Raw genomic sequence first — 13,521 nt, forward strand, 5'->3', positions numbered from 1 at the left:
CGAGGCCCGCGAGGCGGACCTCGGCGTCGCCTCCGGCAACGGCAAGGGGCAGATCTTCGTCAAGGGCGAGGTCATCAAGACCGTCCCCGAGTCCAAGATCGTGGAGACCCTCATCGAGGAGGCCATGAAGATCGCCGAGCAGATGGAAGCCGACGGCGTCACCTCCGGCGAGCCCTCGGTCTCCGTCGCGGGCTGAGTCTCATCGGGCCGAACCGCCCTCTCCTGCCGCGTCGCCCCGGGGGGCGGCGCGGCATATGCATGCCAGGTACAGTGCGGGGACCAGCAGATCTCAGGGTGAGGCCCCCGCACGTGTTGACGCAGACCACCTCCCGCGTGCTCGAACCGAGCGACCTGGACGCCGCGCTCGCCGTCCTCGACCGCGAGCCGGTCGCGAACGCCTTCGTGACCGCCCGGGTGCAGATCGCCGGCCTCGACCCGTGGCGGCTCGGCGGCGAGATGTGGGGCTGGTACGAGCACGGCATGCTGACCTCCCTCTGCTACGCGGGCGCCAACCTCGTCCCCATCTGCGCCACCCCGCGCGCCGTCCGCGCCTTCGCCGACCGCGCCCGGCGGGCCGGCCGCCGCTGCTCCTCGATCGTCGGCCCCGCCGACACGACCGCCCAGCTGTGGCGGCTCCTCGAACCGGGCTGGGGCCCGGCCCGCGAGGTCCGCGCCCGGCAGCCCCTCATGGTCACCGACCGCGTGCCCGCCGACATCGCCCCCGACCCCTACGTCCGCCGGGTCCGCAAGGACGAGATGGAGCGGATCATGCCGGCCTGCGTGGCGATGTTCACGGAGGAGGTCGGCATCTCCCCGATGGCCGGCGACGGCGGCCTGCTCTACCAGGCCCGGGTCGCCGAACTCGTCGGCTCCGGCCGGTCCTTCGCCCGCTTCGACACCGACGGCAGGGTCGTCTTCAAGGCCGAGATCGGCGCCGCCACCGACCGTGCCTGCCAGATCCAGGGCGTATGGGTGGCCCCCGAGTACCGGGGCAAGGGCCTGGCGGCACCGGGCATGGCAGCGGTCCTGCGCTACGCCCTGGCGGACGTCGCCCCAGTGGCCAGCCTGTACGTGAACGACTTCAACACGGCGGCACGAAGGACGTACCGGCGGGTGGGCTTCCAGGAGGCCGGCGCATTCATGAGCGTCCTGTTCTGAAACGCCCCGGGCACGCGGGGCCCGCACCGCCACGTGACTCCACGGCGCAGGCACGGCGCGTTACAGTCCCTCCGCCTCTGTCGTGTGACGTGGTCCACTACGGCCCGTCCGCCCCCGGCGTGCAACGTGACCAGCCACAGCCCCTCCGCCCCCGGGCGTACATCCGGAACACCCCTGTAGGCTCCCGAACATGGACGTCGTGATCGGCCCACTGGACCTCGCCGCGCACGTGGACGAGGCCCTCGCGGTCCAAGCCGCCGCGTTCGGACTCGGCCCGGACGAGGTGGCCGTCCGCCGCCAGATCGTCCTGCGCCACATGACCCACCCCGGCGCGAGAGCTCTCGGCGCCACCGCCGGAGGCGCCCTCGTCGGCTTCGTCTACGGCATGCCCAACGACCGCGCCCACTGGTGGTCCACCGTCGTCGAGCCCTACCTCCGCGCCCGGGGCAACGACGCCTGGCTCGACGACTCCTTCGTCATCACCGAACTCCACGTCCACCCGGCCCACCAGAACCGCGGCACCGGCCGCTCCCTGATCACCACGATCACCGACAGCGCCGCCGAGCCCCGTTCGATCCTCTCCGCGATCGACACCGAGAGCCCCGCCCGCGGCCTCTACCGCTCCCTCGGCTACCAGGACCTCGCCCGCCAGGTCCTCTTCCCCAGCGCCCCCAAGCCGTACGCCGTGATGGGCGCCCCGCTGCCCCTGCGCCGGGCCTAGCCGGGCATAACCGATTTCCGCCGGGCTGGACCCCCCGGTTAACCTCCTGCTGTTACCCTCCCCCGCTCTCGGCGGCGCTCGAGCGGGGGGACCCCCAGCAGCAGGAGACACGAGAACCATGGCCAACGCACCGGTCCAGCGCATGTCGAAGTTGATGGCGAAGACGCTGCGCGACGACCCGGCGGACGCCGAGGTCCTCAGCCACAAGCTGCTGGTCCGCGCCGGGTACGTGCGCCGCACCGCAGCCGGCCTGTGGAGCTGGCTGCCCCTCGGCAAGAAGGTCCTCGGCAACGTCGAGCGCATCGTCCGCGAGGAGATGGACGCCATCGGCGCCCAGGAGGTCCAGCTCCCCGCCCTGCTGCCGCGCGAGCCGTACGAGGCCACCGGCCGCTGGGACGAGTACGGCCCCGAGCTGTTCCGCCTCCAGGACCGCAAGGGCGGCGACTACCTCCTCGGCCCCACCCACGAGGAGATCTTCACCCTGCTGGTGAAGGACCAGGCGTCCTCCTACAAGGACCTGCCGGTCATCCTCTACCAGATCCAGAACAAGTACCGCGACGAGGCCCGCCCCCGGGCCGGCATCCTGCGCGGCCGCGAGTTCCTGATGAAGGACTCCTACTCCTTCGACGTCGCCGACGAGGGCCTCGCCGAGTCCTACGCCCTGCACCGCGCCGCCTACCAGCGGATCTTCGAGCGCCTCGGCCTCGACTACCGCATCTGCGCCGCCACCGCCGGCGCGATGGGCGGCTCCAAGTCGGAGGAGTTCCTCGCCCCGGCCGGCGCCGGCGAGGACACCTTCGCCGACTGCCCGAACTGCGACTTCGCCGCCAACACCGAGGCGATCACCTACGCCCTCCAGCCCGTGGACGCGGCGGACGTGCCCGCCGCCGAGGACATCCCCACCCCCGACACCCCCACCATCGAGACCCTCGCCGCCTCCCTCGGCGTCGAGGCCTCCGCCACCCTGAAGAACCTCCTCGTCAAGGTGGACGGCGAGATCGTCGCCGTGGGCGTCCCCGGCGACCGCGAGGTCGACATGGACAAGGTCGAGGCGCACTTCGCCCCGGCCGCCGTCGAACTGGTCACCGCCGAGGACTTCGTGGGCCGCCCCGACCTGGTCCGCGGCTACGTCGGCCCGCAGGGCCTCGGCGAGAAGGTCAAGTACATCGCCGACCCCCGCGTGGCGCCGGGCACCGCCTGGATCACGGGCGCCAACAAGGAGCACACGCACGCCAAGAACGTCGTGGCCGGCCGCGACTTCGAGGTCGACGCGTACGTCGACGTCGTCGTGGTCCGCGAGGGCGACCCCTGCCCGAACTGCGGCACCGGCCTCAAGCTGGACCGCGCCATCGAGATCGGCCACATCTTCCAGCTGGGCCGCAAGTACACCGACGCCCTCAAGCTCGACGTCCTCGGCCAGAACGGCAAGCCGGCCCGCGTCACCATGGGCTCCTACGGCATCGGCGTCTCCCGCGCGGTGGCCGCCCTCGCCGAGCAGCACGCCGACGACAAGGGCCTCGTCTGGTCCAAGGAGGTCGCCCCGGCCGACGTCCACGTCGTCGCCGCCGGCAAGGCCCTGCAGACCGAGCTGGCCCTGGAGGTCTCCGACAAGCTGGCGGCCGCCGGCGTCCGCGTCCTGGTGGACGACCGCGCCGGCGTCTCCCCGGGCGTCAAGTTCACCGACGCCGAGCTGATCGGCGTCCCGCAGATCCTGGTCGCCGGCCGCCGCTCCGCCGAAGGCGTGGTCGAACTGAAGGACCGCCGCACCGGCGAGCGCGAGGAACTGACGGTCGAGGAAGCCATCACCCGCCTCACGGCCTGACCCCGAGCCCCCAGGAGGCGCCCAGGACCGACGGGCGCCCCCTGCGGGCGGGGCACGACCACGGCATGACGGCCGTGGCAACTCCGTCCTCCGCGGACACCGTTGCCGCCCACGGGCGTGGTGCCCCGTCCGACTCGCGGTGTCCCTGCCCACGGGCGTGGTGCCCCGTCCGACTCGCGGTGTCCCTGCCCACGGGCGTGGTGCCCCGTCCGACTCGCGGCGTCCCTGCCCACGGGCGTGGTGCCCCGTCCGACTCGCGGCGTCCCTGCCCACGGGCGTGGTGCCCCGTCCGACTCGCGGCGTCCCTGCCCACGGACGCGGCGCCCCGCCCGGCTTGCGACATTCCCGGCAGCCGACGCGGTGCCCCCCGACTGCTGGGGACGCCACAACACCGATGCCGGCCGGCGGTCGGCAGACGCCCCCGCGACACATACGGTGACGACCGGCGGCAGTGCGGCCCACCCGCCGCGCACGCCCCGGCGTCCTACAGCCAGCCCGCGAACTCCAGCAGCAGTTCCGCGTCCTGCTCCCGGCCCACCCGACGGGCCCGGACGCCCGACTCGACGGCACGGAACAGCGTCCAGCCGCGCAGTCGTTCCTGGTCGACCTCCAGCGACTCCGCGAGCCGCTTGATCCGCCGCCGGGTCGTCGACGCCCCCGACGGCTGGGCGATGAGGTCCTCCACCCGGTCCCGCACCAGCCGGGCGAGGTCGAAGGCGCTCTCGCCGACCACCGGGTCGGGGCCCACGGCCAGCCACGGCATCCGGTCCCCGGCGAGCACCTTGCTCTGCCGGAACGTCCCGTGCAGCAGCCGCTCCTCGGGCGGTGCGGCCAGCAGTTCCGCGCGGGCCGCGAGCGCCGCGTCGACCAGCGGCGCCACCTCGGGGTCGGCCACCGCGCCCGCCCGCATGGCCTCGGCCTGCCGCCCGGTCCGTCCGGCCACGGTCTCGAAGGGGTGCCCGGAGGGCGGCTCCACCCACAGCCGCCGCAGCGTGCCCGCGGCCTCCAGCAACGCCTTCGCCTCCGGCAGCGACCGCACCGATACGTCCGGATGCAGCCGCTCCAGCAGCAGTACGCCCTCCGTGGTCTCCGCTTCGCGCAGCTGTACGGCGCCCAGCCCGCCCCAGTGGGCGAGTGCGGCCCGCTCACTCTCCGGGCGGGCGCGGCGCGGGGCCAGCTTCAGCACCGCGGGCGTCCCGTCGGCCGTCCGCACCAGCACCACCAGGCTGCTGCGCCCGCCGGGCACCTGTACCCGCTCCACGGTCAGTTCCCGCAGCGCCACAGCCCGTTCCGCCGCTCCGGGCAGGTCCTCCAGCCAGTCGTCACCGTCCGGTGCCGTCTCGCCGAGTGCCCTGACCAGACGCCGCGGCGGTTCGAAAGCCATGCGCGAGCCGTTCCCTTCCCGTACGGGCAGCCGTACGTGTTACGCGGTCGGTGCCGCCGGAGTGGAAGCCGTATCCGAAGCCCGGTCCGACGCCGCGTCCGAGGCGGCGTCCGGCCTCGACGGGCTGCCGGCCCGCTCGGCGAGCCCAGGGAAGGCTACGCTGCCGCCCCGCCAGCGCACCGCCCGGACCGCCGCCTCGCGCAGCGCCCCGGCCGCCGCGGCCCGCCGGTCGCCCTCGGCCGCCCGCACCAGGTCGGAGTAGACCCCGGCCACCCGGTCCTCCAGCTCGGCCGCCAGCCGCACCGCCGCCGCCGGGTCCGGCACGTCGAAGGGCAGCGCGTACCCGGCCGCCGCGGCGACCGGCCTGCCCCCGAGACCGCGCACCTCGCGCTCCAGCGTGTCCCGCCGCGCCCGGTGCGCGTCGTACGCCGTCCGCGCCTCGGTGTGCCGTTCCTCGTCGATCCGTGCGCCGACGACCCCGTAGCCGTACACGGCCGCGTGCTCCGCCGCCAGCGCCGCCTGGAGGGCGTCCAGCGCCCGGTCCTTCGCCTCGCTCACCGGTCACCCTCCGTCAGCAGATACACGTGTGCGGCGCCGGCCGCGGCCACCGAGGCCAGCAGCCGCGCCAGTTCGCCCGGCACCCCCAGCAGCGCCTCGGCCCGCCGGTCGGCCAGCTCCCGCTCGGCGGTGGCGAGCAGGGCCAGGGCGTCCTCCTCGGACGCCGGCACGGTGCCGGGACCGTCCCCCGGACCCGCGGCCCGCGCGGACGCCGAGGGCGACGCCTCCGACGCCTCCGGTGAGGCCGTGCGTACGGCGCCGAACGCCTCCGCGTGCCGTACGGCCGCCGCGTGCAACGGCCGCAGCCGTTCCGCCAGCCCCGGATGGGCGGCCATCACCGCCGCGTACCGCCCGGCCAGCCCCTCGCTGTCCCGGGCCGCACGCGCGCGTGCCCGGTCGGCGGCCGGCGTACCGCCCTCCGTGCCGCCGGAGTCCGACCCGCCGGAACATCCGACGAGCAGGGCGGCCCCGGCGGCCGACGCGAGCAGGCTCCTTCTGCGCGGCCCCGAGGGCAGGCGCGGGGGTGAGACAAACGACACGGCAGACGTCCTCGACGGCTCGTACGGAAGCGACGGCAAAACGACGGGCGACGCGACGGGAACACGCGGTGCGGCCTGCCCGTGATCACGGTACCCGGGCCCCGTCCGGGCACCACTCATCGGCACCGCCGAGCCCGGGGTGGACGGCAACACCCCCTGGGACCGGATACCCTTTGACCAGACACGCGCACCGACCCACAACAGCACACGCGGCCGAGGAGTCACCCGGATGAGCACCACCCAGAGCGAGAGGCTGCGAGAGCTGCTGGAGCCGCTCGTCGCCTCCCAGGGACTGGACCTCGAAGAGATCGCGGTGGACTCGGTCGGCCGCAAGCGTGTGCTGCGTGTCGTCGTCGACTCCGACACCGGCGCGGACCTGGACCGGATCGCCGATGTGAGCCGCGCGCTCTCGGCGAAGCTCGACGAGACGGACGCGATGGGCGAGGGGGAGTACACCCTCGAGGTCGGCACCCCGGGCGCGGAGCGCTCCCTCACCGAGCACCGCCACTACGTGCGCGCCACGGACCGCCTCGTGCGGTTCCAGCTCCGCGAGGGCGGCGAACTGGTCGCCCGCGTCCTCGATGTGGACGACGACGGGCTCGACCTCGAAGTACCCGGAGTGAAGGGCCGCAAGGCCACCACCCGCAGACTCGCCTTCGGCGACATCGACAAGGCCCGCGTCCAGGTCGAGTTCAGCCGCAAGGACACCAAGAACAGCAAGAACGACAACGACACAACGGAAGACGAGGAGGCGTAGCCGTGGACATCGACATGAGCGCCCTGCGGGGCCTGGTACGGGAGAAGGAGATCTCCTTCGACCTGCTGGTCGAAGCCATCGAGTCGGCTCTCCTCATCGCCTACCACCGCACTGAGGGAAGCCGCCGGCACGCGCGCGTGGAGCTCGACCGGGACACCGGACATGTGACCGTGTGGGCGAAGGAGGACCCCGCCGACCTCGAGGAGGGCCAGGCGGCCCGCGAGTTCGACGACACCCCGTCCGACTTCGGCCGTATCGCCGCCAGCACCGCCAAGCAGGTCATCCTGCAGCGGCTGCGCGACGCCGAGGACGACGCGACGCTCGGCGAGTACGCCGGCCGTGAGGGCGACATCGTCACCGGCGTGGTCCAGCAGGGCCGCGACCCGAAGAACGTGCTCGTCGACATCGGCAAGCTGGAGGCCATCCTGCCGGTGCAGGAGCAGGTTCCGGGCGAGACCTACCCGCACGGCACGCGGCTGCGTTCGTACGTCGTCCGGGTGGCGAAGGGCGTGCGCGGTCCGTCCGTGACGCTGTCGCGCACCCACCCCAACCTGGTGAAGAAGCTCTTCGCCCTGGAGGTGCCCGAGATCGCCGACGGTTCCGTCGAGATCTCCGCGATCGCCCGCGAGGCCGGCCACCGCACCAAGATCGCCGTACGCTCCACCCGCTCCGGCCTGAACGCCAAGGGCGCCTGCATCGGCCCCATGGGCGGCCGGGTGCGCAATGTCATGGGCGAGCTGAACGGCGAGAAGATCGACATCGTCGACTGGTCGGACGACCCGGCCGAGATGGTGGCGAACGCGCTCTCCCCGGCCCGCGTCTCCAAGGTGGAGGTCGTGGACATGGCGGCCCGCTCCGCCCGCGTGATCGTGCCCGACTACCAGCTGTCGCTGGCGATCGGCAAGGAGGGCCAGAACGCCCGGCTCGCCGCCCGGCTGACCGGCTGGCGGATCGACATCCGGCCGGACACCGAGCAGCCGTCCGAGCAGTCGTCGGAGCGGTAGTCCGACCTGCCGCCGACGGGGCGCGGGGAATAGATCCAGGCCGCGCGGCGCTGAGATCACGACAGCTTTGCGTGTCACATGTGTTCGATTCTTGCCCCAAAGGGGTGAGGTCGGTCCGGGGAGGTAGACTTAAGAGTGTCTGGCCGGACACGTACCCGAGCATGCCCTGAGCGCACCTGCGTGGGGTGCCGGGAGCGAGCGGTCAAGAGCGAGCTGCTGCGCACCGTGGCGGTCGAGGGTCATTGCACCCCCGATCCACGCGGTACGCTGCCCGGCCGGGGTGCCTACGTGCATCCTGCACCGGTCTGTGTCGACCAGGCAGAGCGCCGCAAGGCGTTCCCGCGGGCGCTCCGCGTCCCGGGACCGCTCGACGTAAAGGCGTTGCGCCGCTACGTCGAGCAGGCACAGGGTTGCTGACAGCAGCATCCAGGCAACGTGCCAAGGAAGACGAGCCGCACGGAACCCCGTGCGGCCTGGTACCTCGCGAAGTGAAAGCAGGTCGAGATTGCGATGAGCACTCGATGAGTACGCGATGAGTACGCCCATGAACTAGCGACGGTCCGGACGCAACCCGGACCTCAGAGGAGCGAAGTGGCTAAGGTCCGGGTCTACGAACTCGCCAAGGAGTTCGGTGTCGAGAGCAAGGTCGTCATGGCCAAGCTCCAGGAACTCGGTGAATTCGTCCGTTCGGCGTCTTCGACGATCGAGGCGCCCGTAGTACGCAAGCTGACAGACGCCTTCCAGCAGGGCAGTGGCAACGGCCGGTCCGCCGGTCGCCCCGCGGCCCCGAAGAAGGCCGCCCCCAGGCCCGCCGCGCCGTCCCCGGCGCAGGCGGCACGTCCGGCTGCCCCGCGGCCGCCGGCCGCACCCAAGCCCGCGGCTGCCCAGCAGCCCGAGGCCCCGTCGGCTCCCGCGCCGGCGCCGTCCCAGGGCCAGCCCCAGGGCCAGCGTCCGACGCCGGGTCCGAAGCCCGCGCCGCGTCCGGCTCCGGCCGCCCCGGAGTTCACCGCTCCGCCGGCTGCTCCGGCTGCTCCGGCCGCCTCGACTCCGGCTCCGGCCGGACCGAAGCCCGGTGGCGCGCGTCCCGGTGCCCCCAAGCCCGGCGGCCGTCCGTCCGGCCCGGGTCAGGACCGGGGCCAGCAGGGCGGCCAGGGCCGTCCCGGCGGCCAGCGTCCCGGCGCTCCGGCGCAGCGTCCCGGCCGTCCCGGCGGCCCGCGTCCGGGTAACAACCCCTTCACCTCCGGCGGCAACGCCGGCATGGCGCGCCCGCAGGCGCCCCGTCCGCAGGGCGGCCCGCGCCCGGGTGGTCCCGGTGCCCCCGGCGCCGGCCCCCGTCCGCAGGCTCCCGGCGGCCAGGGCGGCGGCCCTCGTCCCCAGGCTCCGGGCGGCAACCGCCCGACCCCGGGCTCGATGCCGCGTCCGCAGGGCGGCCAGGGCGGTCCCCGTCCCGGCGGCGGTCCGCGTCCGAACCCCGGCATGATGCCGCAGCGTCCCGCTGCCGGCCCGCGTCCCGGCCCCGGTGGCGGCGGTCGTGGTCCCGGCGGTGCCGGTCGTCCCGGCGGCGGCGGTCGTCCCGGTGGCGGCGGCGGCTTCGCCGGTCGTCCCGCCGGTCCCGGTGGTGGCGGTCGTCCCGGTGGCGGCGGCGGTTTCGCCGGTCGTCCCGGTGGTGGCGGCGGCTTCGGCGGCGGCGGTGGCCGTCCCGGCTTCGGCGGTCGTCCCGGTGGTCCGGGTGGCCGTGGTGGCACGCAGGGCGCCTTCGGCCGTCCCGGCGGTCCCGCGCGTCGCGGTCGCAAGTCGAAGCGGCAGAGGCGCCAGGAGTACGAGGCCATGCAGGCCCCGTCGGTCGGCGGCGTGATGCTGCCTCGCGGCAACGGCGAAGCCATTCGCCTGTCGCGCGGTGCGTCGCTCACCGACTTCGCGGAGAAGATCAACGCCAACCCGGCGTCGCTCGTCGCGGTCATGATGAACCTCGGCGAGATGGTCACCGCGACCCAGTCCGTCTCCGACGAGACGCTCCAGCTCCTCGCCGGCGAGATGAACTACACGGTTCAGATCGTCAGCCCGGAGGAGGAGGACCGCGAGCTGCTCGAGTCCTTCGACCTGGAGTTCGGCGAGGACGAGGGCTCCGAGGAGGACCTGGTCGTCCGTCCGCCGGTCGTGACCGTCATGGGTCACGTCGACCACGGTAAGACCCGACTGCTCGACGCCATCCGCAAGACGAACGTCATCGCGGGCGAGGCCGGCGGCATCACCCAGCACATCGGTGCCTACCAGGTGGCGACCGAGGTCAACGAAGAGGATCGCAAGATCACCTTCATCGACACCCCGGGTCACGAGGCGTTCACCGCCATGCGTGCCCGTGGTGCGCGGTCGACCGACATCGCGATCCTGGTCGTCGCGGCCAACGACGGCGTCATGCCGCAGACGGTCGAGGCGCTCAACCACGCCAAGGCGGCCGAGGTCCCGATCGTCGTCGCGGTCAACAAGATCGACGTCGAGGGTGCTGACCCGACCAAGGTGCGCGGTCAGCTGACCGAGTACGGTCTGGTGGCCGAGGAGTACGGCGGCGACACCATGTTCGTCGACATCTCCGCCAAGCAGGGTCTGAACATCGACTCGCTGCTGGAGGCCGTGGTCCTCACCGCGGACGCCTCGCTCGACCTGCGGGCCAACCCGAACCAGGACGCGCAGGGCATCTCGATCGAGTCCCGTCTCGACCGCGGCCGCGGTGCCGTGGCGACGGTCCTCGTGCAGCGAGGCACCCTGCGGGTCGGCGACACGATGGTGGTGGGCGACGCCTACGGCCGCGTCCGCGCCATGCTCGACGACAACGGCAACAACGTCGCCGAAGCCGGTCCGTCGACGCCGGTCCAGGTCCTGGGCCTGACCAACGTCCCGGGTGCCGGTGACAACTTCATCGTGGTCGAGGAGGACCGTACGGCCCGCCAGATCGCGGAGAAGCGCGCCGCCCGCGAGCGGAACGCCGCGTTCGCCAAGCGCACGCGCCGTGTGTCGCTGGAGGACCTGGACAAGGTGCTCAAGGCCGGCGAGGTCCAGCAGCTGAACCTGATCATCAAGGGTGACGCTTCCGGTTCGGTCGAGGCCCTCGAGTCCTCGCTGCTCCAGCTGGACGTCGGCGAAGAGGTCGACATCCGCGTCCTGCACCGCGGCGTCGGTGCGGTCACGGAGTCCGACATCGACCTGGCGATGGGCTCCGACGCCATCGTGATCGGCTTCAACGTGCGCGCCGCCGGGCGTGCCGCGCAGATGGCCGAGCGCGAGGGTGTGGACGTCCGGTACTACTCGGTCATCTACCAGGCGATCGAGGAGATCGAGGCGGCCCTCAAGGGCATGCTCAAGCCGGAGTACGAAGAGGTCGAGCTCGGCACGGCGGAGATCCGCGAGGTCTTCCGCTCGTCCAAGCTGGGCAACATCGCGGGTGTCCTCATCCGCTCCGGCGAGGTCAAGCGCAACACCAAGGCGCGCCTCCTGCGCGATGGCAAGGTCATCGCGGAGAACCTCAACATCGAGGGTCTGCGTCGCTTCAAGGACGACGTCACCGAGATCCGCGAAGGCTTCGAGGGCGGTATCAACCTCGGAAACTTCAACGACATCAAGGTCGACGACGTCATCGCGACGTACGAGATGCGCGAGAAGCCGCGGGTGTAAGCACCCCGACTTCCGAGGCGGTCCGGTCCGGGGCCGGTCGGCGGAGAGCAATATCCGTCGATCGGCCCCGGCCGTTCGTTGTACGGTTCTGATGTCCCCGCCCCATGGATGGCGGGGCCATCGATCCCGGACCGGCGGGTGAACCGGTTACACATGTATGTGGGGACGCTGTCCTTCGACCTCCTCCTCGGCGACGTACATTCGCTGAAGGAGAAGCGCTCCGTCGTCCGCCCGATCGTCGCCGAGCTCCAACGGAAGTACGCGGTGAGCGCGGCCGAGGTGGACCACATGGACCTCCACCGGCGGGCCGTCGTCGGCCTGGCCATGGTGTCCGGCGACGCGGGGCACCTCTCCGACGTACTCGACCGGTGCGAGCGGCTGGTGGCCGGCCGCCCCGAAGTGGAGCTGCTGTCCGTCAGACGGCGCTTCCACGGCGACGACGACTGACCAGAAACGCACGAGAAGCGCAGCACAAGCGCAGAAGCAGAAAGAACGGGAGACGGACCAGTGGCCGACAACGCGCGGGCGAAAAGGCTGGCGGACCTCATCCGAGAGGTGGTGGCCCAGAAACTGCAGCGCGGGATCAAGGACCCGCGGCTCGGCTCGCACGTCACCATCACGGACACCCGGGTCACGGGTGACCTGCGGGAGGCGACCGTCTTCTACACGGTGTACGGGGACGACGAGGAGCGCGCGGCCGCCGGCGCCGGCCTGGAGAGCGCCAAGGGCGTCCTGCGCTCCGAGGTCGGCAAGGCGGCGGGCGTGAAGTTCACGCCGACCCTGACCTTCGTCATGGACGCCCTGCCGGACACCGCCCGGAACATCGAGGACCTCCTCGACAAGGCGCGCCAGTCCGACGAGAAGGTGCGCGAGGCGTCCGCGGGCGCCGCGTACGCCGGTGAGGCGGACCCGTACCGCAAGCCGGGCGAAGAAGACGAGGCCGCCGAGGCCGACGAGGCCGACGAGACGGACGACACCGCTAAATGACCGACAAGCACCCCACGCCCGACGGCCTTGTCATCGTCGACAAGCCGTCGGGCTTCACTTCGCACGACGTCGTCGCCAAGATGCGGGGCATCGCCCGCACCCGGCGCGTCGGGCACGCCGGCACGCTCGACCCGATGGCGACGGGCGTCCTGGTCCTCGGTGTGGAGCGGGCGACCAAGCTCCTCGGGCACCTCGCCCTCACCGAGAAGGAGTACCTGGGCACGATCAGGCTCGGGCAGACGACGCCGACCGACGACGCCGAGGGCGAGATCACGGGGTCGGTGGACGCCTCGAAGGTCCCCCGGGACGCCATCGACGCGACCGTCGCCAGGCTGACCGGCGACATCATGCAGGTGCCGTCCAAGGTCAGCGCCATCAAGATCAACGGCGTGCGCTCCTACAAGCGGGCGCGCGAGGGCGAGGACTTCGAGATCCCCGCCCGTCCCGTCACCGTCTCCTCCTTCGCGGTCCACGACGTCCGGGACGCCGTCGCCGAGGACGGCACCCCGGTGCTGGACCTGGTGGTCTCGGTGGTCTGCTCCTCCGGCACCTACATCCGGGCCCTGGCCCGTGACCTGGGCGCCGGCCTCGGTGTCGGCGGCCACCTCACCGCCCTGCGCCGCACCCGCGTCGGCCCGTACAAGCTGGATGCGGCGAAGACGCTGGACCAGCTCCAGCAGGAGCTGACCGTCATGCCGGTCGCCGACGCGGCCACCGCCGCCTTCCCGCGCTGGGACGTGGACGCCAAGCGGGCCCGGCTGCTCACCAACGGAGTACGGCTGGAGATGCCCGACACGTACGCGGGCGTCGGCGCCGTCGCCGTCTTCGACCCCGAGGGCAGCTTGCTCGCACTCGTGGAGGAGCACAAGGGCAAGGCGAAGAGCCTGGCCGTCTTCGGCTGAGCCGGCGCACCGGCCAGAGC

At 72.6% G+C, this 13,521-nt stretch carries 13 protein-coding genes and 1 pseudogene; 11 read left to right on the forward strand and 3 right to left on the reverse strand.

What is annotated here, in order from left to right; translation table 11 throughout:
- From ACZ7G3_RS33955 to ACZ7G3_RS33970, 4 genes and pseudogenes are all read left to right on the forward strand, one after another.
- Positions 1-196: pseudogene (locus ACZ7G3_RS33955) on the forward strand (flavodoxin-dependent (E)-4-hydroxy-3-methylbut-2-enyl-diphosphate synthase); the annotation flags it as partial.
- Positions 197-309: 113 nt separating this feature from the next.
- On the forward strand, positions 310-1,158 hold the full coding sequence (locus tag ACZ7G3_RS33960) for a GNAT family N-acetyltransferase (RefSeq protein WP_426602168.1): 849 nt from the start codon (positions 310-312) through the stop codon (positions 1,156-1,158).
- A 190-nt stretch (positions 1,159-1,348) separates the two neighbouring features.
- Positions 1,349-1,879 carry a GNAT family N-acetyltransferase gene (locus ACZ7G3_RS33965; protein ID WP_426525298.1) on the forward strand — a complete coding sequence of 177 codons (531 nt, stop codon included), beginning with the start codon at positions 1,349-1,351 and terminating at the stop codon, positions 1,877-1,879.
- 118 nt (positions 1,880-1,997) lie between these two features.
- Positions 1,998-3,701, forward strand: a complete 1,704-nt coding sequence (locus ACZ7G3_RS33970; RefSeq protein ID WP_426602167.1) for a proline--tRNA ligase — start codon at positions 1,998-2,000, stop codon at positions 3,699-3,701.
- 484 nt (positions 3,702-4,185) lie between these two features.
- Here the strand turns inward: ACZ7G3_RS33970 and ACZ7G3_RS33975 are convergent, their stop codons facing one another.
- From ACZ7G3_RS33975 to ACZ7G3_RS33985, 3 genes are read right to left on the reverse strand one after another with little or no spacing between them, the layout of a single operon-like run.
- A complete protein-coding gene (locus tag ACZ7G3_RS33975) occupies positions 4,186-5,085 on the reverse strand; it encodes an aminoglycoside phosphotransferase family protein (protein WP_470930362.1) in 900 nt (299 codons plus the stop codon).
- A 39-nt stretch (positions 5,086-5,124) separates the two neighbouring features.
- Positions 5,125-5,643: a ferritin-like domain-containing protein gene (locus ACZ7G3_RS33980; RefSeq protein ID WP_470930364.1), complete on the reverse strand. Its 519-nt coding sequence runs from the start codon at positions 5,641-5,643 to the stop codon at positions 5,125-5,127.
- Positions 5,640-6,182, reverse strand: a complete 543-nt coding sequence (locus tag ACZ7G3_RS33985; RefSeq protein ID WP_470930366.1) for a hypothetical protein — start codon at positions 6,180-6,182, stop codon at positions 5,640-5,642. Before ACZ7G3_RS33985 ends, ACZ7G3_RS33980 begins: the two co-directional genes overlap by 4 nt.
- A 229-nt stretch (positions 6,183-6,411) precedes the next feature.
- On the opposite strand from ACZ7G3_RS33985, the gene rimP reads away from it, so the two are divergent.
- From rimP to truB, 7 genes are all read left to right on the forward strand, one after another.
- Positions 6,412-6,939, forward strand: coding sequence for a ribosome maturation factor RimP (gene rimP / locus ACZ7G3_RS33990; protein ID WP_470930368.1), 528 nt, complete (start codon positions 6,412-6,414; stop codon positions 6,937-6,939).
- A 2-nt stretch (positions 6,940-6,941) separates the two neighbouring features.
- Entirely contained in the window at positions 6,942-7,943 is a 1,002-nt protein-coding gene (gene nusA, locus ACZ7G3_RS33995) for a transcription termination factor NusA (RefSeq protein ID WP_426602162.1), read from the forward strand.
- Between the two features lie 135 nt (positions 7,944-8,078).
- The gene (locus tag ACZ7G3_RS34000; RefSeq protein WP_426602161.1) at positions 8,079-8,360 is read left to right on the forward strand and encodes a YlxR family protein; all 282 of its coding nucleotides are present in this window, start codon (positions 8,079-8,081) and stop codon (positions 8,358-8,360) included.
- A gap of 174 nt (positions 8,361-8,534) precedes the next feature.
- Complete coding sequence (gene infB, locus ACZ7G3_RS34005) at positions 8,535-11,612, forward strand: translation initiation factor IF-2 (protein ID WP_426602160.1); 3,078 nt, start codon at positions 8,535-8,537, stop codon at positions 11,610-11,612.
- A gap of 153 nt (positions 11,613-11,765) precedes the next feature.
- Positions 11,766-12,059, forward strand: a complete 294-nt coding sequence (locus ACZ7G3_RS34010) for a DUF503 domain-containing protein (protein ID WP_215164473.1) — start codon at positions 11,766-11,768, stop codon at positions 12,057-12,059.
- Between the two features lie 60 nt (positions 12,060-12,119).
- Positions 12,120-12,599: a 30S ribosome-binding factor RbfA gene (gene rbfA, locus ACZ7G3_RS34015; RefSeq protein WP_470930370.1), complete on the forward strand. Its 480-nt coding sequence runs from the start codon at positions 12,120-12,122 to the stop codon at positions 12,597-12,599.
- Positions 12,596-13,501, forward strand: a complete 906-nt coding sequence (gene truB / locus ACZ7G3_RS34020) for a tRNA pseudouridine(55) synthase TruB (protein WP_470930372.1) — start codon at positions 12,596-12,598, stop codon at positions 13,499-13,501. The genes rbfA and truB overlap by 4 nt, the downstream gene beginning before the upstream one ends.
- Positions 13,502-13,521: the final 20 nt, after the last annotated feature.

This window comes from Streptomyces sp. NPDC037271 (assembly GCF_055603605.1).

What these genes read in the sequence shown, in the direction of transcription:
- ACZ7G3_RS33965 (WP_426525298.1), top strand. Translation starts at nt 1,349, where the DNA reads ATGGACGTCGTGATCGGCCCACTGGACCTCGCCGCGCACGTGGACGAG.
- ACZ7G3_RS34010 (WP_215164473.1), top strand. Translation starts at nt 11,766, where the DNA reads ATGTATGTGGGGACGCTGTCCTTCGACCTCCTCCTCGGCGACGTACAT.
- ACZ7G3_RS33970 (WP_426602167.1), top strand. Translation starts at nt 1,998, where the DNA reads ATGGCCAACGCACCGGTCCAGCGCATGTCGAAGTTGATGGCGAAGACG.
- ACZ7G3_RS33975 (WP_470930362.1), bottom strand. Translation starts at nt 5,085, where the DNA reads ATGGCTTTCGAACCGCCGCGGCGTCTGGTCAGGGCACTCGGCGAGACG.
- truB (WP_470930372.1), top strand. Translation starts at nt 12,596, where the DNA reads ATGACCGACAAGCACCCCACGCCCGACGGCCTTGTCATCGTCGACAAG.
- rimP (WP_470930368.1), top strand. Translation starts at nt 6,412, where the DNA reads ATGAGCACCACCCAGAGCGAGAGGCTGCGAGAGCTGCTGGAGCCGCTC.